General features: G+C 75.6%; 23 protein-coding genes. 5 read left to right on the top strand and 18 right to left on the bottom strand.

Translation table 11 applies throughout. The annotated features are described in order from the left end of the window. Positions 1-74: 74 nt before the first annotated feature. Positions 75-1619 (bottom strand): hypothetical protein, encoded by a 1545-nt coding sequence (locus E9549_RS13060; protein ID WP_236826976.1) that lies wholly within the window; start codon positions 1617-1619, stop codon positions 75-77. 464 nt (positions 1620-2083) lie between these two features. On the opposite strand from E9549_RS13060, the gene E9549_RS13065 reads away from it, so the two are divergent. Both E9549_RS13065 and E9549_RS13070 read left to right on the top strand, forming a co-directional pair. Beyond that, on the top strand, positions 2084-2485 hold the full coding sequence (locus E9549_RS13065; protein ID WP_236826977.1) for a cupin domain-containing protein: 402 nt from the start codon (positions 2084-2086) through the stop codon (positions 2483-2485). A 106-nt stretch (positions 2486-2591) separates the two neighbouring features. Further along, positions 2592-5438 (top strand): FAD-binding and (Fe-S)-binding domain-containing protein, encoded by a 2847-nt coding sequence (locus tag E9549_RS13070; RefSeq protein ID WP_236826978.1) that lies wholly within the window; start codon positions 2592-2594, stop codon positions 5436-5438. Between the two features lie 12 nt (positions 5439-5450). Here the strand turns inward: E9549_RS13070 and E9549_RS13075 are convergent, their stop codons facing one another. From E9549_RS13075 to E9549_RS13115, 9 genes are all read right to left on the bottom strand, one after another. Beyond that, a complete protein-coding gene (locus tag E9549_RS13075; RefSeq protein ID WP_236826979.1) occupies positions 5451-6074 on the bottom strand; it encodes an SGNH/GDSL hydrolase family protein in 624 nt (207 codons plus the stop codon). Positions 6075-6120: 46 nt separating this feature from the next. Then, complete coding sequence (locus tag E9549_RS13080) at positions 6121-6888, bottom strand: crotonase/enoyl-CoA hydratase family protein (RefSeq protein WP_236826980.1); 768 nt, start codon at positions 6886-6888, stop codon at positions 6121-6123. Positions 6889-7001: 113 nt separating this feature from the next. Then, positions 7002-7772, bottom strand: a complete 771-nt coding sequence (fabG, locus tag E9549_RS13085) for a 3-oxoacyl-ACP reductase FabG (RefSeq protein WP_236826981.1) — start codon at positions 7770-7772, stop codon at positions 7002-7004. Between the two features lie 101 nt (positions 7773-7873). Beyond that, entirely contained in the window at positions 7874-8368 is a 495-nt protein-coding gene (locus E9549_RS13090; RefSeq protein WP_255715619.1) for an ATP-binding protein, read from the bottom strand. Beyond that, a complete protein-coding gene (locus E9549_RS13095; RefSeq protein WP_236826983.1) occupies positions 8365-9639 on the bottom strand; it encodes an AI-2E family transporter in 1275 nt (424 codons plus the stop codon). Before E9549_RS13095 ends, E9549_RS13090 begins: the two co-directional genes overlap by 4 nt. Before the next feature lie 50 nt (positions 9640-9689). Next, the gene (locus tag E9549_RS13100; RefSeq protein ID WP_236826984.1) at positions 9690-10088 is read right to left on the bottom strand and encodes an ankyrin repeat domain-containing protein; all 399 of its coding nucleotides are present in this window, start codon (positions 10086-10088) and stop codon (positions 9690-9692) included. 89 nt (positions 10089-10177) lie between these two features. Continuing rightward, the gene (locus tag E9549_RS13105; protein ID WP_236826985.1) at positions 10178-10696 is read right to left on the bottom strand and encodes a hypothetical protein; all 519 of its coding nucleotides are present in this window, start codon (positions 10694-10696) and stop codon (positions 10178-10180) included. After that, positions 10693-11280, bottom strand: coding sequence for a SatD family protein (locus E9549_RS13110; protein ID WP_236826986.1), 588 nt, complete (start codon positions 11278-11280; stop codon positions 10693-10695). Before E9549_RS13110 ends, E9549_RS13105 begins: the two co-directional genes overlap by 4 nt. Before the next feature lie 38 nt (positions 11281-11318). Beyond that, on the bottom strand, positions 11319-11786 hold the full coding sequence (locus E9549_RS13115) for a PPOX class F420-dependent oxidoreductase (protein ID WP_236826987.1): 468 nt from the start codon (positions 11784-11786) through the stop codon (positions 11319-11321). Positions 11787-11874: 88 nt separating this feature from the next. Between E9549_RS13115 and E9549_RS13120 the strand changes: the two genes are divergently transcribed. Together E9549_RS13120 and E9549_RS13125 are read left to right on the top strand one after the other, a co-directional pair. After that, entirely contained in the window at positions 11875-13197 is a 1323-nt protein-coding gene (locus E9549_RS13120) for an AI-2E family transporter (RefSeq protein WP_236826988.1), read from the top strand. A gap of 113 nt (positions 13198-13310) precedes the next feature. Beyond that, positions 13311-14258, top strand: coding sequence for a proteasome assembly chaperone family protein (locus E9549_RS13125; protein ID WP_236826989.1), 948 nt, complete (start codon positions 13311-13313; stop codon positions 14256-14258). A 4-nt stretch (positions 14259-14262) separates the two neighbouring features. Here the strand turns inward: E9549_RS13125 and E9549_RS13130 are convergent, their stop codons facing one another. From E9549_RS13130 to E9549_RS13165, 8 genes are all read right to left on the bottom strand, one after another. Next, complete coding sequence (locus E9549_RS13130) at positions 14263-15564, bottom strand: aromatic acid/H+ symport family MFS transporter (RefSeq protein ID WP_236826990.1); 1302 nt, start codon at positions 15562-15564, stop codon at positions 14263-14265. A gap of 229 nt (positions 15565-15793) precedes the next feature. Next, positions 15794-17452 carry a catalase gene (locus E9549_RS13135; protein ID WP_236826991.1) on the bottom strand — a complete coding sequence of 553 codons (1659 nt, stop codon included), beginning with the start codon at positions 17450-17452 and terminating at the stop codon, positions 15794-15796. After that, a complete protein-coding gene (locus tag E9549_RS13140) occupies positions 17449-17946 on the bottom strand; it encodes a Fur family transcriptional regulator (protein ID WP_236826992.1) in 498 nt (165 codons plus the stop codon). Before E9549_RS13140 ends, E9549_RS13135 begins: the two co-directional genes overlap by 4 nt. 221 nt (positions 17947-18167) lie before the next feature. Continuing rightward, a complete protein-coding gene (gene purU / locus E9549_RS13145) occupies positions 18168-19049 on the bottom strand; it encodes a formyltetrahydrofolate deformylase (protein ID WP_236826993.1) in 882 nt (293 codons plus the stop codon). Positions 19050-19135: 86 nt separating this feature from the next. Next, positions 19136-20068, bottom strand: coding sequence for a non-homologous end-joining DNA ligase (gene ligD, locus E9549_RS13150; protein ID WP_236826994.1), 933 nt, complete (start codon positions 20066-20068; stop codon positions 19136-19138). Next, a complete protein-coding gene (gene ligD / locus E9549_RS13155) occupies positions 20065-21033 on the bottom strand; it encodes a non-homologous end-joining DNA ligase (protein WP_236826995.1) in 969 nt (322 codons plus the stop codon). The genes ligD (E9549_RS13150) and ligD (E9549_RS13155) overlap by 4 nt, the downstream gene beginning before the upstream one ends. A 1-nt stretch (position 21034) precedes the next feature. After that, positions 21035-22012 (bottom strand): Ku protein, encoded by a 978-nt coding sequence (locus tag E9549_RS13160; RefSeq protein WP_236826996.1) that lies wholly within the window; start codon positions 22010-22012, stop codon positions 21035-21037. Between the two features lie 138 nt (positions 22013-22150). Then, positions 22151-22726: a DUF1360 domain-containing protein gene (locus E9549_RS13165; protein WP_236826997.1), complete on the bottom strand. Its 576-nt coding sequence runs from the start codon at positions 22724-22726 to the stop codon at positions 22151-22153. Positions 22727-22918: 192 nt separating this feature from the next. On the opposite strand from E9549_RS13165, the gene E9549_RS13170 reads away from it, so the two are divergent. Beyond that, the gene (locus E9549_RS13170) at positions 22919-23332 is read left to right on the top strand and encodes a hypothetical protein (protein ID WP_236826998.1); all 414 of its coding nucleotides are present in this window, start codon (positions 22919-22921) and stop codon (positions 23330-23332) included. The last annotated feature ends 25 nt before the right edge of the window (positions 23333-23357 follow it).

Here is a 23357-nt window from a genome sequence, read left to right on the forward strand (position 1 = left end):
GCGCCGCGGCGGGCGGGCCCCGCACCCGCGGCCCGCCTCCGGGCAGGAGGCGGGCCGCGGGCTGGTGGTGCGGGTCAGGCCGCCGCGTGGGAGGCCCGGGAGGAGCGGCGGATCCGGACCGCCGCCATGACCAGCGCGGCCAGGACGAAGGCGATCGCCACCGGCAGCGCGAGCCGCTCGGGCGCGAAGGCGCTGACCCCGTCGTCGAGCCGGGCGGCGCCGTCGGACAGCTCCCCCTGGCCGGCGCTGAGCCGCAGCAGGCCCGCGTCCAGCTCCCCGGCGCCGTCGGCGACGTCACCGGTGCCGCCCGCCAGCCGGTCCGCACCGGCCGTGAGCTCGGCGCCCCCGGAGTCGAGGCGGGCGCCGCCCTCGGTCAGCTCGCCGCTCCGCGCGGTGAGCTGACCGACACCGTCGTCGAGCGCGGCGCTGCCCGCGGCCAGCTCGTCGGTGCCCTCGGCGAGCTCCCCGGCGCCGGCGCGCAGCTCGCCCGACCCCTCGGCGGCGGCACCCAGGCCGGCGGCGAGGCGGTCGGTGCCGGCCGCGAGCGCCGAGGCCCCGGCGGCCGCCCGGCCGATCCCGGCGTGCAGCTGGTCGATGCCCGCCGGCAGGGCAGGCGCCCCGGCGGCGAGCTCGGTGACCCCGGGGAGCAGGCGCTGGTCGACGCCCGCCTTGAGCTCGTCCAGCCCGGCCCGCAGGTCGCCGACCCCGGCACCGGCCCCGGCGAGGTAGGCCTGGGCGATGCCCACATCGGTCCCGACCGCGGTCAGCTGGGTACCGGCGGCCTGGACGTTGCCCAGGGCCGTCGAGAACAGGCCGAGCAGCTCCTGCTGCTCGGCCACGGACAGCGGGGTGCCGCCCTGCAGCTTGGCCCCGAGCTCCTGCACCCGCCCGGCGCCGGCGCCGGCGGCCTGCAGCGTGCTGCCCAGCCCACCCGGGCCGACGATGCCGGTCAGCGCCTGACCGGCCTCGTCCTCGGCGGTGGCCAGCGCGCCGGCGATGCCCTGGGCTCCGGTCTGCGCCGCCCCGAGGCCGTCGCTGAGGTCCGCCGCGCCGTCGGCCAGCGCCGGTGCGCCGCCGGCCAGCTTCGCCGCGCCCTCCCGGAGGGGGCTCGCGGACGAGGTGCTGTCGGCCAGCACGCCGAGCCCGGCGACGAGGTCGTCGGCGCCGTCCGCGGCGGTCGCGGAGCCGCTGGTCAGCGCGCGGAGGCCGGCATCGAGGTCGAAGGCGCCGTCGGCCAGCCGGCCGGCACCCGCGGCCGCACGGCCGGAGCCGGCCGCCAGCTGGTCGGAGCCGTCGGCGAGGAGGCCGACGCCGTCGACGAACCGACCGACGCCGGCGCTGTACTCCCGCACGCCGGCGACGAACGCGTCGGCGCCCTCCCCGAGCTCGGCCGCGCCCGCGTCGAGGTCCTGGACACCGCCGGCCAGCCGGTCCCAGCCGTCGGCGAACTCGGTCTGCCCCGCGGCCATGCGGACGGCACCGTCGCGGACCTCGTCGGCGCCGTCGGACACCGTGCCCATGAGCCACAGGAAGCCGCCGGAGGCCACCGCGGCACCCAGCAGGACGGCGGGTCCGACGAAGCGGCTCCGCCCCCCGGCCGTTCGTCGGTCTCTGTACATCGAACTCCCATCGGATGGCACCCCGCGACGCTGCGCGGTGGCGGTGGAGCCGCGCCCGCCGAGGAGCGCGCGGCGCCGCGGGTGCGGAGCCTGGTACCGCGTGGTACCGGCGGAGAAGCTAGATCAACGGTGTCCGGCGCCACAAGTGCGGTGCGTCGCTGCACACCGCCCTGAGCTGGGAGTTCAGCCCCCGGGAGGGCGAGTGGTACCGGTGCCCCCGGTGACGCGGCGTCCCGGACCGGCGTCGTTACGCCGTCCGGGTGTCCCCCGACCGGGCGGTGGGGCGCACCAGGTCTGGGTGGCGACGAAAGGGGCGACGCCCACCCTCCGAGAGCGTGATCGCCACCGCCGGGCCGGGACGACTACTCCCGGCCCGGACCGGGCAGGAGCAGGCCCGTCACCGGCCGGCGCCCGCGCAGGGCCGGCCGCAGCCACCCGTCCCCGAGACGAGAGGAGCGCCGTCCATGGCGTCCGTCATCCACTACACGATCGCGACCGAGGCGGAGAAGAGCCCCGACTTCCGCCGGGTCCTCTGGACCGGGAAGAACACCCAGCTGGTCATCATGACCATCCCGCCGGGTGGTGAGATCGGCGAGGAGACGCACGAGGACATCGACCAGATCCTCACGTTCGTCAGCGGCGTCGGGAAGGCCGTCATCTCGGGCAACGAGAAGAACGTCGCCCAGGGCGACCTGGTGGTCGTGCCCGCGGGCACGAAGCACAACTTCCTCAACACCGGGGAGAACCCGCTGGTCCTCTACACCGTCTACGGCCCGCCGGAGCACGCCGACGGCGCGGTGCACAGGACCAAGGAGGAGGCCGACGAGGCCGAGGAGTCGGGCCAGGACGAGCCGCCGTCGTCCTGACCCCGCGGCATCTCGAACCGTGGCCGGGCACCCGCGTGGGGCCCGGCCACGGGCGTCCCGGGGGCCGGGCGCGCCGGCCCGGGGAGGGGGAGCCAGACTCGGCACCATGAGCGCACCGGCCGCGGACACGACGACGCGCACCGACGACGGGCTGGCGGTGGTGGCCGAGCTGCGGCGCGCCGGGATCGGCGACGTCGACGACTCGGGGCTGGCCCGGGCCCTGTACTCCTCCGACGCGTCGCTGTACCGCGTCCTCCCGCGGGCCGTGGTCCGGCCGCGCCACCCCGACGAGATCGTGGCCGCGCTCGACGTGTGCCGCTCGCTCGGCGTACCCCTGACCGCCCGCGGCGCCGGGACGTCCATCGCGGGCAACGCCGTGGGCACCGGCGTCGTGCTGGACACCAGCCGCCACCTGAACCGGGTGCACGGCATCGACGCCGAGGCCCGGACGGCGACGGTCGACCCCGGCGTCGTGCAGGCCGCGCTGCAGACCGCCGCCCGCCCGCACGGGCTGCGCTTCGGCCCCGACCCGAGCACGCACAACCGCTGCACGATCGGCGGGATGATCGGCAACAACGCCTGCGGCTCCCGGGCCCTGGGCTACGGCCGGACGTCGGACAACGTCGTGGGCCTCGACGTCGTCACCGGCACCGGCACGCGCCTGCGGCTGGGCCCGGGCACCGAGCCGGCGCCGGGGGTGCTCGAGGACCTCCACCGGCTCGTCGCCGGGCACCTCGCGACCGTCCGCACGGAGCTGGGCACCTTCGGCCGCCAGGTGTCGGGCTACTCGCTGGAGCACCTGCTGCCCGAGCGCGGCTTCGACGTGGCCCGGGCGCTGGTGGGCAGCGAGGGCACCCTCGCCGTCGTCCTCGGGGCCACCGTCCGGCTGGTCGCCGACGCCCCCGTCCGCGGGCTGGTGGTGCTGGGCTACCCGAGCATGGCCGACGCCGCCGATGCCACCCCCGGCCTGCTCCCCCACGAGCCCACCGCGGTGGAGGGGCTCGACCAGCGGATCGTGCAGCGGCTGCGCGACGTGCCCGCCGCCGTCGTCCCCGAGCTGCCGCGCGGCGACGGGTGGCTGATCGTGGAGCTCACCGGCGACACCGTCGGCGAGGTGCAGGCCAAGGCGCAGGGGGTGCTCGCCGACGCCGGCGCGCTGGACTCCCTCGTCGTCACCGACCCCGCGCACGCCGCGGCGATCTGGCGGATCCGGGAGGACGGCGCGGGGTTGGCCAACCGGACCTCCGACGGCCGACCGGCGCACGCGGGCTGGGAGGACGCTGCGGTCCCGGTGGAGCGGCTCGGCGAGTACCTGCGCGGCTTCGAGGCGCTGCTCGACGGCCACGGGCTGCAGGGCGTGCCCTACGGCCACTTCGGCGACGGCTGCGTGCACGTGCGCATCGACTTCCCCTTCGGCGCGGGCGCCGACCGCGGGCGCGGGGCCTACCGGTCGTTCGTCGAGGACGCCGCCCGGCTGGTCGCCGGCTACGGCGGGTCACTGTCCGGCGAGCACGGCGACGGCCGGGCGCGCAGCGAGCTGCTGCCGCACATGTACTCCCCCGCCGCGCTGGAACTCTTCGAGCGCGTCAAGGCCGTGTTCGACCCCGCCGACGTGCTGAACCCGGGCGTGCTCGTCCGGCCCGCGCCGCTGGACGAGGACGTCCGCATCGCCGCCGCCCCGCCGCTGCGCGAGAACCTGGCGCTGGCCTACCGGCACGACGGCGGCGACTTCTCCGCGGCGGTGCACCGCTGCACCGGCGTCGGCAAGTGCCGGGCCGACCTGCAGTCCACCGGCGCCGTGATGTGCCCGTCCTGGCCGGCGACGCGGGAGGAGAAGGACACCACCCGCGGCCGCGCCCGGGTGCTGCAGGAGATGCTCGCCCCGGGCGGCCCGGTGCGCGACTGGCGCGCACCGGAGGTGCACGAGGCGCTGGATCTCTGCCTGTCGTGCAAGGGCTGCTCGTCGGACTGCCCGACCGGGGTGGACATGGCCTCCTACAAGGCCGAGGTGCTGCACCAGTCCTACCGGCGGCGGCTGCGGCCCCGCTCGCACTACACGCTGGGCCGGCTGCCGTTCTGGTCCGACCTGGTGGCCCGTGCGCCGCGCCTGGTCAACGCGATGCTGGGCTCCGCGCTGGTGGGGCCGGTGGCCAAGTGGGGCGCGGGCATCGACCAGCGGCGCCCGGTGCCGGCGTTCGCCCCGCGCACCTTCCGGCAGGAGTGGGCGCAGCGGCCCCCGGCCGGCGACGGGCAGCGGGTGGCGCTGTGGGTGGACTCGTTCACCGACCACTTCGCCCCCGAGGTGGCGCACGCCGCCGCGCGGGTGCTCGAGGCCGCCGGCTACCGGGTCGAGGTGCCCGGCGCCGACACGTGCTGCGGGCTGACCTGGATCACCACCGGCCAGCTCGACGCCGCCCGGCGCATCCTCGGCGGCACCGTGCGCACCCTCGCCCCCCTCGCCGCCGCCGGCGTGCCGGTCGTCGGCATCGAGCCCTCCTGCACCGCGGTGCTGCGCAGCGAGGCGCTCGAGCTCGTCGGCGGTCCGGAGGCCGAGCAGGTGGCGGCGGCGACGCGCACGCTCGCCGAGCTGCTCCGCGACACCCCCGGCTGGACGCCGCCGTCGCTGGCGGGCCTGGAGATCGTCGCCCAGCCGCACTGCCACCACGCGTCGGTCCTGGGCTGGTCGGCCGACGCCCGGCTGCTCCAGCAGGCCGGTGCCCGCGTCACCCGGCTCGGCGGCTGCTGCGGGCTCGCCGGCAACTGGGGCGTCGAGCGGGGGCACCACGACGTGTCGGTCGCCGTCGCCGAGCAGCAGCTGCTGCCCGCCGTCCGGGACCTCCCCGACGACGCCGTGGTCCTGGCCGACGGCTTCTCCTGCCGCACCCAGCTCGACCAGCTCGCGGGCCGGCGCGGACGGCACCTCGCCGAGCTGCTGGCGGACCGGCTCGGCTGACCGCGGGGCGGGTCAGGCGGCGGCGTCGTCCCGCCGGGCCCGGGCAGCGGCCCGCACCGCGGGGGTGAGCGCCTCGGCGATCCGCGCGTAGCCGGCCGAGGAGGGGTGGAAGCGGTCGGCGGAGAGCAGCGCCGGGTCCGCCGCGAAGGCGCGGGCCACCTGGGCCGCGACGGGTGCGACCGTGGCGCCGCCGGAGAGGGCGACGTGCGCCTGCCGCTGCTGGAGCACCGCGCACGCCCCCCGCACCAGCGCCCGCAGGGCCGGCGGGACGAAGGGCACCATCGACATGTCCGGCGCCGGCACCACGACGACGTCGGTGCCGGCGGCCCGCAGCACGGTCACCGCGGCCGCGAGCGCCGCCGCGGCCTGCTCGGCCGGCACGAAGCGGGCCAGGTCGTTGGCGCCGATGACGACGACGGCGAGGTCGGCCGCGAGCGGCAGCGCCCGGCGGACCTGGTCGGCCAGCCCGGCCGAGACGGCACCGGGGACGGCGAGGACGTGCAGGTCGACGTCGAACCCGTCCTCGCCCAGCGCCCGGGCCAGCCGGGGCCCCAGGGCGTCGGCGGGCCGGGCGGCACCGGTGCCGCGGCCGAGGGAGTCCCCGAGCACGAGCAGGCGGAGGGCGGAGCGGTCCACGTCGGGTCAACGACGCCGACCCCGCCGGTATGCCTCCGCGGGCGGGTCAGCGGCCGCGCCACACCGGCGGGCGGCGCTCGGCGAAGGCGGTGGAGCCCTCGCGGGCGTCCTCGGAGCTGAACACCGGACGGACGACCTGCTCCTGCCGCTCCCACGCCTCCTCCGCCGGCCACGACGGCGCCTCGAGGACGACCTGCTTGGTGGCGGCCACCGCCAGCGGGCCGTTGGCCGCGATCACCTCGGCGAGCGCGACGGCGGCGTCGAGCGCACCGCCGTCGTCGACCACCCGGTTGACCAGCCCGACCGCCGCCGCGCGCTCGGCGTCGACCGGCTCGCCGGTGAGCAGCAGCTCGAGGGCGACCGCGCGCGGCACCCGCTGCGGCAGCAGCAGGGCGGCGCCGCCGGCGGCGACCAGGGAGCGCTTGACCTCGGGCACGCCGAACCGGGCGCCCCGGCCGGCCACCACGAGGTCGCAGGCGAGCACCAGTTCGAAGCCGCCGGCCAGGGCCCAGCCCTCGACCGCCGCGACCAGGGGCTTGCGCGGCGGCGTGCGGGTGATGCCGCACAGCCCGCGGCCCTCGATGGACGGGCTCTCGCCGCGGAGGAAGGCCTTGAGGTCCATCCCGGAGGAGAAGGTGCCACCCGCCCCGGTCAGCACCCCGGCCCGCAGGTCGCCGTCGGCGTCGAGCTCGTCGACCGCGGCCGCGACGGCCCGGGCGACCTCGCCGTCGAGGGCGTTGCGCGCCTCCGGCCGGTTGATGGTGATGACCTGCACCGCACCGCGGCGCTCGACGAGGACGGACTGCTCGGGCACGGGACCTCCTGGGACGGTGCGGACGCGGCGCGGGGCCGGACCGCCGGTCAGGCGGCCCGGCCCCTCGTGAGGGACTGGAACGGCCCCCTGGTGAGGGGCAGCGGGGTCCTTCCTCAGGCCTTCGGGCCGCCGGCGGCGTAGACGACCTGGCCGGAGACGAAGCCCGCGCCCTCGCTGACGAAGAAGGACACCAGGTGCGCGATGTCCTCGGGCTTGCCGGTGCGGGCCACCGGGATCTGGGAGGCCGCGCCCTTGATGAAGTCGTCGAACGGGATGCCCATGCGGTCGGCCGTGGCCTTGGTCATCTCGGTCTCGATGAAGCCCGGGGCGATCGCGTTGGCGGTGACGCCGAACTTGCCCAGCTCGATGGCGAGGGTCTTGGTGAAGCCCTGCAGACCCGCCTTCGCCGTCGAGTAGTTGGCCTGCCCCCGGTTGCCCAGCGCCGAGGTGCTGGAGAGGTTGACGATCCGGCCCCACTTGGCGTCGATCATGTGCTTCTGCGCCGCGCGGGTCATCAGGAAGGCGCCCTTGAGGTGCACGTTCATGACGATGTCCCAGTCGGAGTCGGACATCTTGAACAGCATGTTGTCGCGGAGCACGCCCGCGTTGTTGACCAGCACGGTCGGCGGGCCGAGCTCGGTCACGATGCGCTCGATCGCGGCCTCCACCTGCGCGGTGTCGCTCACGTCGGCGCCGACGGCCAGCGCGCGGCCCCCTGCGGCCTCGATCGCCTCGACGGTGCCCTTGGCCGAGCCCTCGTCCAGGTCCAGGACGGCGACGGCGAAGCCGTCGGCGGCCAGCCGCTGGGCGGTGGCCGCGCCGATGCCGCGGGCCGCGCCGGTCACGATGGCCACGCGGGGAGCCGTGGTGCCTGCCTCGGTCATGTCGTTCCCTTCGTCTCGGATGCCTGCGGTCGCCGGGGCGGACGGCCCAAGCGCGCGGCGAGCTGCCCCCGACACGTTACGGCGGCCGGTTGCGGCCGCCGTCACACGGTCCGCCGCTCCGGCGCGCCCGCCCCGGGACCGCGGCCGTCTCCCGGCGGGAGCGGGGGCGGGACGTGCCGCACGACGTCCACCCGGTCGAAACCCTCGGCGGCCGACGGCGGCACGAAACGGGCCCGGGTCGCGTGGACGCCGACCAGCGGGACGCGGGCACGGCCGGTGCGGGCGTCGTTGCGGGCGAGGCAGACCTCCGGCGGGGTGTCCAGCCACACCGCGCGCACCGGCACCCCTGCCTCGCGGGCCAGGGCGACGAGCGACGCGCGGTCCTCCGGCGCCGGGTGGGTGTTGTCGACGACGACGCTGCGCCCGGCGGCGAGCAGCTCCGCGACCACGCGCTGCTGGCGGGCCTCGCGGCGCCGGGCCCGGGGCCAGTGGTCCTTGCTGACCACCTCGTGGGTGCCGGCCAGGTGCTCCGCCACCCAGGTGCTCTTGCCGGCCCCCTGCAGGCCGGCGAGGACGACGAGCTCCTGCGCGCTCAGGACCGCCCCGCCGGGGTCGGCGTCTCCTCCTGCTCCGCGTCGGCGGCCGCCGACCGGCGGGAGGGGTGGTGGTGCAGCCGCCGCATCGACGCCAGCGCGGCGTGCCGGTCGGCCATCCGCCGCCGGGCCCGCATGGTGCGCGGGGCGCGGGGCTCCTCGCGGAGCAGCGCGTCGAGCCAGTGGCCGCGCGGGTCGACGTCGACCATGAGCGCCTTGACCAGCAGCGTCAGCGGGATGGCCAGCAGCGCGCCGAGCGCACCGAGGACCCAGCCCCAGAACAGCAGCGCCACGAAGGTCACCGTCATCGACAGGCCGACGGAGTCGCCGACGAAGCGGGGCTGGATGAGTGTCTGGACGAGGAAGTTGAGCAGCGAGTAGACGACCAGGATCGCGACGAAGTCGCCCCAGCCGCCGGCGAGCAGCCCCAGCACCGCCGGCGGCGCGACGCCCAGCAGGAAGCCGATGTTGGGCACGTAGTTGGTGATGAAGGCGAGCAGGCCCCACAGCGGGGCCGCCGGCACGTCGAGCAGGGCGAGGGCGATCGTGTCGCCCACCGCGACGACCGCCCCGAACACCGTGCTCACCAGCAGGTAGCTGCGGGTGCCGCGGGTGAACAGGCCCAGGGCCACCGGCAGGTGCGGGCGCTCGGCCCCGATGAGCGCCAGCCGCCGGCCGAAGCCGCTGCTCTCGATGGCCATGAAGACCAGCGCCGAGAGCAGGAGCACCAGCGTGGTCGCCGCGTCGGTGAGCCGGCTCAGCAGGTCGGTGGCCAGCCCGACCAGCGAGCCGTAGTCGATCTGCTCGACGAGGTCGGAGAGCTGGCCGGAGACGATCCCCCGGCTGTTGAGGTCGGTGACGACGTCGTTGATCAGCACCTGGGCCTGGTCGGCGTAGTCCGGCAGCAGGGCGGCGAACTGGGCGACCGAGGCCACCAGCAGGGCGACGAAGGCGAGCAGCACCGCCCACACGAGCAGGAGCAGGACCGTCGTCGCCAGCCAGCGCGGCGCGCCCAGGCGCCGCAGCCCGCGCTGCACCGGGGTGAGCGCGATGACGACGACGAGGGCGAGGAACACCGGCGCCACCAGCCAGGCGACGGCCTGCAGGCCGGCGATGGCGATGGTGGCCGCGGCCGCGCCGCCCACCAGCAGCAGCCAGCGCGGCACCCCCGGCTCGGGCGCGGGCAGGCGGACGGCGGGCTCCGGCCCCGCGTCCGGCCCCGCGTCCGGCCGCGCGTCCGGCTCCGTCCCCGGCAGGTCGCGACGTGCCGGCACGCCCACCTCCCCCTCCGCCACCCGCGGCCGCACCGGTTGCGCCGAGCCCGTCAGGCCCGGCCCTCCAGCAGCTCGGTCATGGCGGGCAGGTCGAAGAACGCCGCGGTCTCGCGGGCGCTGGGCCCCCCGCCGTCGGGGTCGGCGCCCGCACCGAGGAGCAGCCGGACGGTCTCGGCGGACTGCTTGAAGACGGCGGCGGCCAGTGCCGTCTGCCCGCGGTCGTTGGCGCGGCCGTGGTCGGCGCCTCGCTCCAGCAGGGCCGCCACCGTGCCGCTGTGCCCGTGGTACGCCGCGAGGACCAGCAGGGTGTCGCCCTTGTCGTTGGTGAGGTTCACCGGCACGCCCGCGTCGACGTAGGCGGCGAGCTCGTCGGTGTGCCCGCCGCGGGCCAGGTCGAAGACGCGCCCGGCGAGCTCGATGACTCCGGGATCGATCGGCTGGCCGCTCACCCGACCCAGCGTAGGAGACCGCCGGCGCCCGGGTCCGGACGCCGGTCGGTCCCCCGCCACCGCGGGCAGCGCGCCACGCGCACCAGCACTCACCCGCGCAGCAGGACCGCGACCCCCACGCAGGCGGCGGCCCACAGCCCGCTCGCCAGGGTGCCGACGATGAACCGCTCGGCCGCCGCCGGGGCGCGCAGCTCGGAGAACCGGCCCAGCCCCTTGACGGCGAGGACGACCGCGAGCCCCTCGGGCCACCCGACCAGCAGGGTGGCGGCGATCGCGCCCCGCTCGAGCACGCCTATCCACGCGCCGCCCCGGAGGATGTCGGGGTCCTGCGGCCCCCCGCCGACCCCGGTGGCGGCGGGGTCGGCGGCGTGCAGGACCGCCGTCGCCACCGGCCCGCCCCCGGTGACCGCGGCCAGCGCGGCGAGCGCCGCGCCGGCCTGGGCCACGCCGGCCCCGCCGTCGGCCGGCCAGGCGAAGGCGGCGGCGACCGCGAGCGACCCGACCAGCGCGACGGCGCCGGCAGCGCCGGTCCCCCGCTCCCCGCGCAGGGCGAGGACCAGCCCCGCGAGAGCGGCCAGGCCGAGCAGCAGCAGGACGGCGGCGCTCATCCCGCCGCCCGCTGCAGGAGGCGGGCCGCCGTCGGCCGCAGCTCGCGCTCGAGGTCCCAGGAGGCGGCGCCGAGGCGCTGGCCGACCGCCTGGCGCGAGATGCCCAGGGCCGCGGCCGCCTCGGCCTGCGTGCGCCCGCCCTCGACCAGCTCGATCGCCTCCCACGCCTGCTCGCTGCGGCGGCCGACGATCACCGCCAGCGCGCCGAGCACCGCCTGCGCATCGGCGGCGTCGGCGGCCACCGCCCCGCGGACGGCCAGGTGCACGGAGCGCTGCTTGGCCGCGTCGACGGCGCGCCGGGCGCACAGGAACGCCGGACCGGCCGCCGCCCGCGTGCTCGGCGGCAGCGGCTGCTGGGCCCCGCCCGCGCCGATCCCGATGCTCCACCCCCCCAGCCGGACCAGGCGCAGGGCGACGTCGACGGCGGCCTCGGGCTCACCGAGGACCCCCTGGAACTCGTCGCCGGCGGTGCGCTCGAAGGCCAGCACCGTCCCGACCTCGGCGTTGAGCTGCGCCAGGACGCCGGCGACCCGGTCGGGCCCGCGCCGGCTGCCCCGCTGGTCGACCGTCAGCACGTACACCACTGGGAAAGCCTGACACCTTTCCTCGGCATGAGCAAGCCTCAGAGCTTGTCGGCCACCCCGGCGGGGAAGCCGCCGGTCGCGATGGGGCCCCACGAGGTCACGGTCACCCGCAGCAGCGCCTTGCCCTGGCGCTCCATGGCGGCGCGGTACTCGGCCCAGTCGGGGTGCTCCCCGCTGATCGACCGGTAGTACTCGACCAGGGGCTCCAGCGCCTCGGGCAGCCCGAGCACCTCGGCGCGGCCGTCGAGCTGCACCCAGGGACCGTCCCACTCGTCGGACAGCACGCAGAGCGAGACGGCGGGGTCACGCCGTGCGTTGGCGACCTTGGCCCGCTGCGGGTACGTGGAGACGACGACGCGCCCCTCGGCGTCCACCCCGCAGGTCACCGGCGAGAGCTGGGCGCCGCCCTCGCGCCGGCGGGTGAGCAGCACCGCGCGGTGCCGGGGGCGGAGGAACTCGAGGAGGGCTTCCCGGTCGACCCGGTCGGCCGTCGCGATCTTCGGCATACCGGCACGCTACGACGCGGGTGTGATGATCGTTTCCCACCCGGTCGGTCGCGTGCATCTGTGTTGAGATCGCTGCATGAGGATCCGCTTGCCCGGCCGCACGGACCCGCCGCCGGACGAGACCGCCGAGGACGTGGAGCCCGACCAGCCCGCGCCCGACGCCGGCGTCCGGCCGGCCACGCACGCCCCCGCCCCCACCACCGAGCGCGGGGAGCGCCTGCGCCGGGCGAGCCGCGCCGTGGCCGTCGCCTCGGCCGAGCTGCTGCTCATCGTCGGCGGCGTGTACGTCCTCGGCTGGGTCCTCGGACGGCTCTGGGTGGTCCTGCTGCCCGTCGTCCTCGGGCTGCTCTTCACCACGGTGCTGTGGCCGCCCACCCGCTTCCTGCGCAACCACGGCTGGCCCTCGGCCCTCGCCGCGCTCACCGTGCTCCTCACCTTCTTCGCCGCCTTCGCCGGGATCATCGCCCTGATCGCGCCCCCCGTCGTGGGGCAGGTCGAGGAACTCGGCACCGGCGTCAGCGAGGGCCTGCAGCAGCTGCAGAGCTGGCTGACCGGCCCGCCCTTCAACCTGGGCGAGGAGCAGATCGGCACCGCCGTCGACCAGGCGATCAACACCATCCAGGGCAACGCCCAGAACATCGCGCAGTACGCCGTCACCGGCGCCACGGCGATCGGCGGCGCGCTGATCAACCTGGTGCTGGCGCTGGTGCTCACCTTCTTCTTCCTCAAGGACGGCCCCCGCTGGGTGCCGTGGCTGGCCGCGCAGACCGGTCCTCCCGCGGCGCCGCACGTGGCCGCGCTCTCCTACAAGACCTGGTCGACGCTCTCGGAGTTCATCCGCCAGCAGGCCCTCGTCGGGTTCTTCGACGCGTTCTTCATCGCCCTCGGCCTGTGGATCCTGGGCGTGCCCCTGGTGCTGCCGCTGGCGGTGCTGACCTTCTTCGGCGCGTTCATCCCGATCATCGGTGCCTTCGTCGCCGGCGGCTTCGCGGTGCTCATCGCGCTGGTCGACAGCGGCTTCACCACGGCCCTGATCGTGCTCGGGATCGTGATCCTCGTGCAGCAGATCGAGGGCAACATCCTCCAGCCGATCCTCCAGGGCCGCGGGCTGAACCTGCACGCCGCCGTGGTGATCCTGGCCGTCACCGCGGGCGCCAGCCTGGCGGGCATCATCGGCGCGTTCCTCGCCGTCCCGGTGACCGCGCTCATCGCCGTCGCCTACCGCTACGGGCGCGACCAGCTGGACGGCAAGTCCCCGGAGATCCTCCCGGACGGGACCCGGGCGCAGATCGTCCCCGACGAGACCGGCGCCCACCTGACCCGCGAGCAGGCCGCCCCGGCGGAGGACGGGGACGCGGAGGCGGACCGGCAGCACGGCGAGGGCGGCCGGGAGGAGCCCGCCACCCGCTGACCCGCCCGACCGGGTGGGCCTGCGGCCGGGGGGGAATGCCGCGGGCCGCCCCGCGGCTCTACCGAGGAGCGCTACCCGCCAGCTCCACCCGATCACCCCACAGGAGGTGCCCCGTGGCCCAGCGACCGGAGGACCTGGTCGAGCTGCTCCCCGCGGCGGAGCCGTTCCTCGCCCGCGAGGCCGCCGTCAGCGACCCGGCCGGGCGGCGGGGGCTCGTGCTCGTGCACGACCTCGCCGGCGACTTCGACGCCGCCTCCGCCGGCACGCTCGCCGGCGCACACCTGCTGGCCTCGTTGCCGCACGAGGTGATCGCCCGCTTCGACGCCGACAGCCTCGTCGACTACCGGGCCCGCCGCCCGCGCATGACGTTCAACGCCGATCACTACGAGGGCTTCACCGCGCCCGAGATCCAGCTCTACGCCGTCGAGGACGACGCGGGGAGGACGTTCCTCCTGCTGCACGGCGCCGAGCCCGACTACGCCTGGGAGCGGTTCGCCGCCGCCGTCGGCGGGCTGGTGGAGCGGCTCGGCGTCACCTCCGTCGCCGCGCTGCAGGCCATCCCGATGCCGGTGCCCCACACCCGGCCGGTCACCGTCACCGCGCACGCGACGCGGCGGCAGCTGATCGAGTCCTATCCGGTGTACTGGGGCGAGATGCGGATCCCCGGCAGCGTCTCGGCGCTGCTGGAGCTGCGCATGGGCGAGGCCGGGGTGGACGCCTTCGGGGTCGCCGCGCACGTGCCGCACTACCTGGCGCAGGCCACCTACCCCGCCGCCTCCCTCGCGCTGCTCGAGCACCTGGAGCGGCTGACCGGGCTCCAGCTGCCGACCGAGTCGCTGCGCGAGGCCGCCGAACTGCACCGCACCGAGGTCGACGCCCAGATCGCGCGGTCGGCGGACAACGTCGCCGTCGTGGCCGCCCTGGAGGAGCAGTACGACTCCTTCACCGCCGCCCGCGAGGGCACCGACCTGCTGGGCGGTGCCGGCGAGGTGCCCAGCGCCGAGGAGATCGGCGCCGAGTTCGAGCGGTTCCTCGCCGACCAGGACCGCCGACGCGACTGACCGGTCAGGGCCGGTCGCGCCGCCGGGTGGCGCTGAGGGCCACCGCCCCGAGCGCGCCGACGGCGGCGAACAGGTAGAAGCCCCAGGGGAACGCGATGCCGGCGGTGACGAGCGCGCCGGTGAGCACCGGCCCGACGATGGCGCCGATCCGCCCGGCCCCGGCGGACCAGCCCAGCGCGGTGGCGCGCACCTGCGGCGGGTGGTTGGCGCTGGTGAACGCGTACACCAGCACCTGGGCGCTGAAGACGAAGCAGCCGGTCAGGAAGCACATCGCGTAGAGGCCGGCAGTGGGCAGCTCCACCGACAGCAGCGCGAGGAACAGCGCACCCGAGGCGAACCAGACCATCCCGGCCGAGCGCGCACCGATCCGGTCGGCCACCGCGCCGGCCACCAGCAGGCCGACCACGGCGCCCACGTTCAGCACGAGCAGGAAGGCCAGGGAGTCGCCGAGGTCGTAGCCGGCCTCCCGCATGATCGTCGGCAGCCAGTTGTTCAGGCCGTACACCAGCAGCAGGCCCATGAAGGACGTGACACCGATGGCGACGGTGTTGCGCACGTAGCGCGCCGCGAAGAGGGCCCGCAGGGTGTCGGCCGCCCCGGCGGGCGCCTCCGGGGCCGGGTCGGTGCCGCCCGCCGGCTGCTCGAGCTCGAGCCCGTACCGGGCGGCCACCCGCTCGGCCTCCGCCCTCCGGCCCTGCGCCAGGAGGAACGCCGCCGACTCCGGCAACCGGGCGAGCATCAGCGGCACCAGGACCAGTGCGGGCAGCGCACCGATCACGAACATCCACCGCCACCCGAGCGCCGGGACGACGACGATGGCCAGCGCCGCCGTCGCCACCGCGCCGACGTGGTAGCCGGTCATCATCGTCGTGGTCGCCCGGCCGCTGCGGCCCGCCCGCGTGAACTCGTTGACCATCGCGATCGCGGTCGGCAGGGCGCCGCCGAGGCCGATGCCGGCCAGGAAGCGCAGCACCCCGAAGACGAGGGCGTTGGGCGCGAAGGCGCAGAGCAGGGTGAGCACGGAGAAGGCCACGACGGCGCCGATGAGCGCCTTCCGCCGGCCCACCAGGTCGGTCAGGGTGCCGATGGTCAGCGCGCCGATCATCATGCCGACCAGGCCGACGGTGATGACCGCGGTCGCTCCGGCGCCGCTGAGCGCCCACTCCTCCGGCGTGCGCAGGGTGGGGATCACCGCACCCACCACCACGAGGTCGAAGCCGTCCAGCAGGACGGCGATCCAGCACAGCGGGGCCACCCAGCCGACCGCGCGGCGGCTGCTGGTGGCGGTGGTGGGAGCGGAGTCCACGTCGTCCCCTCGGGTCGGCGAGCGTCGCCACACGCTAGGTCCCGGACCGCCGCGGGCCCGCACCGGCCTTCCGGGGGGGTGGAAACCCGCAGGCGGCGACGGGCCGCGACCGGGGAGGTCCGGTCACGGCCCGCGGCACGTGCGCTCCGGACGGAGCGAGCGGTGATCACGTCCGTCGGCCCCGGTGCCCGCCGTGACCATGCGCCCGGCGGGGGCACCGAGGCCTCTCTCAGGCGACGACGACGCGCTCGTTCGGCACGCAGTGCGTCATGACGTGACCGGCCACGTCCCGCGGGCCGTTCTTGCCGAGGTTGGCCGCGCGCTGCAGCTCCTCCTCGGACAGGGTCTGCGTCTGCAGCGGCTCCAGGCCGCGGACGTCGTCGGCGGAGATGCCCAGGGCCTCGCCGACCCGCTGGCCCCACTCGTCGTCGCACATGAAGAAGTGCCAGACCATCCGCTCCTGGATCTCGCGGCGGCACTGCTGCAGGGCGCCGACCAGGTTGGTGACCAGGTCGTCCTTCTCCCACTGCTCGGAGAGCTGGTACCGCTCCCCGGCCTGCTGGTAGTCGTTGGTCCGCGGGATCCGCTTGCGGGTGAGCCGGCCGTTGATGACCGGGCCCTGCTCGTCGTGGCCGGGGTAGGTGGCCTCGCGCAGGCCGCCGGTGATCGACGGCTCGTAGTTGACGTGCGGGTTGCCGCCCACGTCGTCGCGGCCGTAGGACATCGGGCCGCCCTGCTGGTTGGTGTTCACCGGCACCTTGGGGCGGTTGACCGGGAGCTGCAGGTAGTTCGGCCCCACCCGGTAGCGCTGGGTGTCGGAGTAGGAGAACGTCCGGCCGACGAGCATCTTGTCGTCGGAGAAGTCCAGTCCGTCGACCAGCACACCGGTGCCGAACGCGATCTGCTCGTTCTCGGCGAAGAAGTCCTCGGGCATCCGGTCGAGGGTCATGGTGCCGACCTTGCGGAGCGGGAAGACCTCCTCCGGCCACACCTTGGTGTCGTCGAGCGGGTCGAAGTCGAGCTCGGGGTGCTCGTCGTCGCTCATGAGCTGCACGTGCAGCTCCCACGACGGGAAGTCGCCGGCCGCGATCGAGTCGTGGAGGTCCTTGGTGTGGGCCCCGAGGGTCTGCGCCTGCACCTTGGCGCCGTCCTCGGCGGTGTAGGACTTCACGCCCTGCTCGGGCAGCCAGTGGTACTTCACCAGGACGGTCTCGCCCTGGGCGTTGACCCACTTGTAGGTGTTCACGCCGAAGCCCTGCATGTGGCGGTAGGAGGCCGGCAGGCCACGGGGGCTGAAGACCAGCGAGACCATGTGCATGGCCTCCGGGGTCTGGCTGAAGAAGTCGAACGCGCGCTCGGCGACGTTCGCCTCGAAGGTCACCGGGTCGGGCTTCTGCGAGTGGATGAAGTCCGGGAACTTGATGGCGTCACGGATGAAGAAGACGCCCAGGTTGTTGCCGACGAGGTCCCAGTTGCCCTCCTCGGTGTAGAACTTCACGGCGAAGCCGCGCGGGTCGCGGGCCATCTCCGAGGAGTCGCGGCCACCGGCCACGGTCGAGAAGCGCAGCGCCACGTCGGTGCGCTTGCCCTTTCCCTGGAACAGCTTGGCGCGGGTGTACTTCCCGATCGGCTCGTCGCCGACGGTGCCGTCGGCCTCGAACCAGCCGTAGGCGGTCACGCCGCGGGCGTGCACCACGCGCTCCGGGATGCGCTCCCGGTCGAAGTGGCTGATCTTCTCGAGGAACTGGTAGTTCTCCAGGGTGGCGGGGCCCCGGGCGCCCACCGTCCGCTGGTTCTGGTTGTCGTAGACCGGGTGGCCCTGACGGTTGGTCAGGACCGGCTTGCCGGCCTGGCTGGGCGCCGTGCCCTGCGATGCGACGTCGGTCATGCTCCTGCTCCTCCTCGGGTCCCGTGCTCCTCGAGCTGCACGGGGTCGGCGGCGTCCGCGACCTGGCGGCCACGGTTCTGACATGCCCGGCACAGCCCCCAGAACACGACCTCGGCCTCGTCGACGACGAAGCCGGCCGGGTCCGAGGGGGCCAGGCAGGGGGCCGCGCCCAGGACGCAGTCGACATCCGCGACCGCGCCGCACGAGCGGCAGACCAGGTGGTGGTGGTTGTCGCCCACCCGCAGCTCGAACAGCGCGGGCGCACCCGCGGGCGCGATCCGGCGGGCGATCCCCGCGGCGACGAGGGCCTTGAGGACGCCGTAGACGGCCTGCGGGGACAGCGACGGGTGCAGCCCGCGGGCGCCGGTCACGATCGCGTCGGCGTCCGCGTGCGGCCGGTCGGCCAGGACGCTCAGCACCGACAGCCGGGGTCGCGTCACGCGCAGCCCCGCCTCCCGCAGCCGGTGCGCCCAGATCGTCTCCACGTCGACCATCCAACGCCCCTTTCTTGACTCAGTCAAGAAAACGGCACCGGCGGCTGGGTGCCCGGCGGTCGACCGCGCCACGCGGCCTCCCTGACCGTGCACCGCGAGGGAGGACGCGCCCCGATCAGGTCGGCCGACGGTCACCTCGTGGGCCGGCAGCACCTGTCGTCACGCGGGTCGGACCCGGGGCGAGCTGATCCTGGAGCGCCGGCAGACGGGGCGCCCTCACCTCAGGCGAAGACGATCGTCCGGTCGCCCTCGACGATGACCCGGTCCTCCACGTGCCAGGTCACCGCCTGCGCCAGCACCTGCCGCTCGACGTAGCGCCCGACCCGACGCATGTCCTCGACCGTCGCGCGGTGGTCCACCCGGGCCACCTCCTGCTCGATGATCGGCCCGGCGTCGAGCTCCGCCGTGACGTAGTGGGCGGTCGCCCCGATGAGCTTCACCCCGCGGTCGTGCGCGGCCTGGTACGGGTTCGCCCCGACGAAGGCCGGCAGGAAGCTGTGGTGGATGTTGATCAGCCGCTCGGGGAACCGGGCGCAGAACTCCGGCGACACGATCTGCATGTAGCGCGCCAGCACCACGAGGTCGACGTCGCCGACGATCTCCAGCGCCCGCGCCTCGGCGTCGGCCTTGGTGCCCGGCGTGACCGGCACGTGGTGGAAGGGGATCCCCGCCGCGGCCGCCACCGGTTCCAGGTCGGGGTGGTTGCTGACGACCGCGGTGATGTCGGCGCGCAGGTCCCCGGCGCGGACCCGGTAGACGAGCTCCTGCAGCACGTGGTCGGTCCGGCTGACGAAGACGGCGAGGGTGGGGCGGTGCGCGGCCTCCGTCAGCCGCCAGGTGAGCCGCCACTCGTGGGAGAGCTGGTCCAGCCGCCGCTCCAGCTCCGCGCGCCGCCCGGCGAGGTCCGCGAGGACGAACTCCAGCCGCAGGGTGAAGATGCCGCCGCTGGGGTCGGAGGAGTGCTGCTGGGACTCCGTGATGTTCGCGCCGACCTCGGCCATCAGACCGCTGAGCGCGGCGACGATCCCGGGCCGGTCGGGGCAGCGGACGACCAGCCGCCCGAGGTCGGCGGTGCGGTGGTCGTGCTGGTCGGCGGCTGGCATGGCGCAGAGTTTCCCAGAGCGCGATCGCGGCCCCGTCCGGAGGCTCACCCCGAGCGGGCGAGGGGTGAGGAGGACGGGGTCCGCCATCAGGCCGGGGGCAGGGGTGCGCGCCGGGCGCCGGCGACGTCGAACAGGTCGCCGTACTCCTCGACGCGCGCCAGCACCTGGTCGGTCGTGAAGCGCAGCGCGGCCGGGTCGAGGGAGCCGTCGCGCACGGCGTCCACCTCGTCCCAGCCGATCGGGGTGGAGACGGTCGCGCCCGCCCGGGCCCGCAGCGAGTAGGGCGCCACCGTCGTCTTGGCCGGGTTGTTCTGGCTCCAGTCGATGAGCACCTTGCCCGGGCGCAGGGCCTTCTCCATCCGCCAGACGACGTGCTCCGGTGTCTCGGCGGACAGCTCCTGGGCCAGCTCCTTCGCGTACCGGCTGGGGTGCTCGCGGTCGGCCGGCGGCTCGATCGGCGCGTAGACCTGCATGCCCTTGGAGCCCGAGGTCTTCACCACCGGGTCCAGGCCGTCGGCCTCGAGCCGCACGCCGAGCCGCTCGGCGACCTCGCAGCACTCGGCGATGCCGGTCTCCGGGCCCGGGTCGAGGTCGAGCACCAGCAGGTCGGGCAGCTGCGGCTCCCCCGCGTCGTCCACCCGCCACTGGGGCACGTGCACCTCCAGGGCCGCGAGGTTCGCCGCCCACGCCAGGTCGGGGACCTCGGCGAGCAGCACCATGTCGAGCGTCTCGCGGCCCCGCGAGCTGCCCGGGCTCGGCAACCGGACCCGGCGCACCCAGTCCGGGGCGTGCCGGGCGCTGTTCTTCTCGAAGAAGGCCTGCCCCTCCACCCCGTCGGGCCACCGGGTGAAGGTCACCGGCCGGCCGGCCAGGTGCGGCAGCAGCACCGGTGCGATGCGCACGTAGTAGTCGATGACCTGCGCCTTGGTGAAGCCCACCTCGGGGAAGAGCACCTTGTCCAGGTTCGACACCGACAGCCGCCGGCCGCCGATCTCCACGAGCTGCCTGGCCGGGCTCACGACTCGCGCACCACGTCGTCGGGCTCCAGGTCGTCGCGCACCCCGCGCCAGACCGGGTGCCGCAGCCGACCCTCCGCCGTCCAGACCGCGTAGCCCACCTCCCCGACCAGGTCGGGCTCCACCCACTGCGCGTCGCGGGTGATCTCACGCGGCAGCGCCCCGTCGAAGGGTGACGACGACCGCCGGGTGAGCAGCCGCTGCAGGTCGCGCAGGTCCTGGTCGCCGAAGCCGGTGCCCACGTGCCCGACGTAGACCAGCCGGCCGTCGTCGTCCGGCACGCCCACCAGCAGCGAGCCGATGGTGCCCGCGCGCCGGCCCTGCCCGGGCCGCCACCCGCCGACGACGACCGACTGCGTGGAGACGTTCTTGACCTTGCGCCACTCGGGGCTGCGGGCGCCGTCGCGGTAGGGGGAGGCCAGCCGCTTGGCCACGATGCCCTCGAGGCCGTTCTCCTCGCTGGCCGCCCGCACCTGCGCACCGGAGCCGGGGAACCACGGCGTCACCACCCAGCGGCCACCGGCGGGCGCGAGGTCGTCGAGCAGCGCCCGGCGCTCGCCGTAGGGGCGGCCCCGCAGGTCGGTGCCGTCGAGGGCGAGCAGGTCGAAGACGAGGAAGGTCACCGGGGCGGCCGCCGCCAGCCGCGACACCTCGGGCCCGGTGCGGTGCATCCGGCTCTGCAGCGCACCGAAGTCCGGCCGCCCCCGGGCGTCCATCAGCACGATCTCGCCGTCGACGACGACGTCGCGGCCGGCGAGCGCACCCGGGAGCCGCGCCACCTCCGGGTAGCGGACGGTGATGTCGCCGCCCTTGCGCGAGGCGAGCACCAGCCGGCCGTCGCGGACCCCGGCGACCGCGCGCACCCCGTCCCACTTGAACTCGTAGCCCCAGCCGTCGTCGTCGGCGGGCAGTTCCCCGGGCACCGCGAGCATCGGCAGCGGCAGGCCGGCCGGTTCGGGCGCCGCCACCTCAGGCGCTGCGGCGGGCCCGCTTGGCCGGTGGCTTGTCGCCGCCGGTGGCCCGCGAGGTCGTCTTCCCCGCGGCCGCCTTCTTGGGAGCCGCCTTCTTGGCGGCGGCCTTCTTCGCCGGAGGCTTCTCCGCCGGTTCGGCGGCGGCCTTCCGGGTGGACGCCGCCTTCTTCGCCGGCGGCTTCTCCGGCGCCTCCTCGGCGGCGCCGCCGCGGGCCCGCTCGACGCTGCGGCGCAGGGCGCTCATCAGGTCGACGACGGCGGCCCCCTCGTCCGGCACCTCCGCCGGCTGGGCCACCTCGCCCCCGGTCTGCTTGGCCTCCAGCAGCGCGGTCATCGCCTCGCGGTAGTCGTCGGTGAATTGCGTGGGGTCGAACTCGGTGGTCATCGAGCCGATGAGGGCCTCGGCCATCTTCAGCTCCTGCGGCCGCACCGAGATGTCCTCGTCCAGGAAGCCGAAGTCGGGCCGCCGGATCTCGTCGGGCCACCGCATGGTGTGCAGCACGAGGACGCCGTCGCGCACCCGCAGGGCGGCGAGCGACTCGCGCTGCCGCAGGGCGATCTTGGTGATCGCGACCTGGCCGGCGTTCTCCAGCGCGTCGCGCAGCAGGACGTAGGGGCGGGCCGCGGGGCCGTCGGGCTCGAGGTAGTAGGTCTTCTCGAACATGATCGGGTCGATCTCGCCCTGGTCGACGAACTCCAGCACCTCGATCTCCCGACGGGTGCTGAGCGGCAGCTCGTCGAAGTCCTCGTCGGTGAGGATGACGACCTCGCCGCTGGGCAGCTCGTAGCCCTTGGCGATGTCGGCGTACTCGAGCTCCTCGCCGTCGATCGAGCACACCCGCCGGTACTTCACCCGGCCGCCGTCGGCCGCGTGCACCTGGTGGAAGCGGATGTCCTTGTCCTCGGTCGCCGAGTACAGCTTCACGCCGATGCTGACCAGGCCGAACGACACGGCGCCGCGCCAGATCGATCGCATGCCGAGCCTCCCTCGCACCCGTTGCGCCGGGCGGTCCCCGGCCCGCAGCCGGGTCAAGATCGCAGGATAGGTCCGCCGCGCCCCCCGCGGCAGCGCGAACGCCGCGCCGGGTACCCCCGACGGGCGACCGCCGGGAACTCAGACCGGCTCGCCCGGCGCGTCCGCCGTCGGCGTGAGCGCCCCGTTCTGGATCGAGTCGTACACGAACTGCAGGACGTCGGAGCCGGCCACGGTGGTCATGGTCAGCGCGGCCAGCCGGGTGGCCCGCGGCGCCGTCACGTACCCGAAGACGAAGGCCGTGCCCACCCACTGGGCCAGGCAGAAGGGGCAGGTGAGCAGCTCCCCGACGGCGTGCTTCACCCCGCCGTGCTCGCGCACCTCCTCGGCGACCTCCGCGTGCCCGGAGGCTCCCTCGAACCGGACGAACGGCGCCCGCAGCGGACTGGTCACCGGGTCCTTGGCGATGCGCCGGGCCAGCCGGAACGTGGCGATGGTGAGCAGCGCGACGTCGCCCGGCGGGATCCGCTCCGGCAGCTGCCGGCCCGCCGCCCGCACGGCTGCGGCACCGGCCGCGACCAGCCCCGCGTAGACGCCCATGGCGCCCAGGTCGCCGGCCAGGGGCCGCGGCTCGCCCTGGGTGTACTCGCGTTCCTGGGTGCGCGCCCACCGGCGGAGCGGCGCCCCCACCCGCTGGACCTCGTCTGCGATCGCCATGGCCCCCCGCTACCCGGCAGGCGCGCGACCATGCCGACCCCGCCCCCGCAGTGCGGCGGGGCACACCGGCGCATGGGGACCGGGCACCCGGGTAGGGCCGGGGTCCGGCGCCGGCCCCCCGGCCGGCGCGGCGTCCCCCGTGCGACGCCGACGAGGACCACGAGCGCACCCGCGCAGAGACGGAGGCACCGCATGACGCAGCCCGAGGGCCAGACCGCGCGCGACGTCTTCCCCGAGGACGACGGCATCCCCGAGGTCGCGCAGGACGACTCCCCCACGATGGACCGCGCGGAGGACCCGCAGTTCGAGCCGCTGCCCGGCGAGCGGCCCACCGCCACCACCGACTTCGGCACCACCGCCTTCGAGCAGTCCGAGGGCGAGCCGCTGACCGAGCGGCTGGAGCGCGAGCTCCCCGACGACGCGCTCGACGTGCGGCCCGCCGAGGACCCGGACCGCGCGGACGCCCAGCTGGAGCAGGACACCTCCACGAGCCCCGTGAGCGACTCGGGCACCAACCGCACCGCCGACGACGTCGAGGCGACCGCGGACCTGCCCGTGGGCGGCGAGGGTCCCGAGGAGTCCGCCGTCCACGTCACCGACGGCTGAGCGCTCCCCGCAGACCCTCACCGAC

The organism is Blastococcus sp. MG754426 (genome assembly GCF_021699055.1).
Taxonomy (GTDB): Bacteria; Actinomycetota; Actinomycetes; order Mycobacteriales; family Geodermatophilaceae; genus Blastococcus.

What these genes read in the sequence shown, in the direction of transcription:
- E9549_RS13060 (WP_236826976.1), bottom strand. Translation starts at nt 1,619, where the DNA reads ATGTACAGAGACCGACGAACGGCCGGGGGGCGGAGCCGCTTCGTCGGA.
- E9549_RS13065 (WP_236826977.1), top strand. Translation starts at nt 2,084, where the DNA reads ATGGCGTCCGTCATCCACTACACGATCGCGACCGAGGCGGAGAAGAGC.
- E9549_RS13070 (WP_236826978.1), top strand. Translation starts at nt 2,592, where the DNA reads ATGAGCGCACCGGCCGCGGACACGACGACGCGCACCGACGACGGGCTG.
- fabG (WP_236826981.1), bottom strand. Translation starts at nt 7,772, where the DNA reads ATGACCGAGGCAGGCACCACGGCTCCCCGCGTGGCCATCGTGACCGGC.
- E9549_RS13105 (WP_236826985.1), bottom strand. Translation starts at nt 10,696, where the DNA reads ATGAGCGCCGCCGTCCTGCTGCTGCTCGGCCTGGCCGCTCTCGCGGGG.
- E9549_RS13115 (WP_236826987.1), bottom strand. Translation starts at nt 11,786, where the DNA reads ATGCCGAAGATCGCGACGGCCGACCGGGTCGACCGGGAAGCCCTCCTC.
- E9549_RS13135 (WP_236826991.1), bottom strand. Translation starts at nt 17,452, where the DNA reads ATGACCGACGTCGCATCGCAGGGCACGGCGCCCAGCCAGGCCGGCAAG.
- E9549_RS13140 (WP_236826992.1), bottom strand. Translation starts at nt 17,946, where the DNA reads ATGGTCGACGTGGAGACGATCTGGGCGCACCGGCTGCGGGAGGCGGGG.
- purU (WP_236826993.1), bottom strand. Translation starts at nt 19,049, where the DNA reads ATGCCAGCCGCCGACCAGCACGACCACCGCACCGCCGACCTCGGGCGG.
- E9549_RS13160 (WP_236826996.1), bottom strand. Translation starts at nt 22,012, where the DNA reads ATGCGATCGATCTGGCGCGGCGCCGTGTCGTTCGGCCTGGTCAGCATC.
- E9549_RS13165 (WP_236826997.1), bottom strand. Translation starts at nt 22,726, where the DNA reads ATGGCGATCGCAGACGAGGTCCAGCGGGTGGGGGCGCCGCTCCGCCGG.
- E9549_RS13170 (WP_236826998.1), top strand. Translation starts at nt 22,919, where the DNA reads ATGACGCAGCCCGAGGGCCAGACCGCGCGCGACGTCTTCCCCGAGGAC.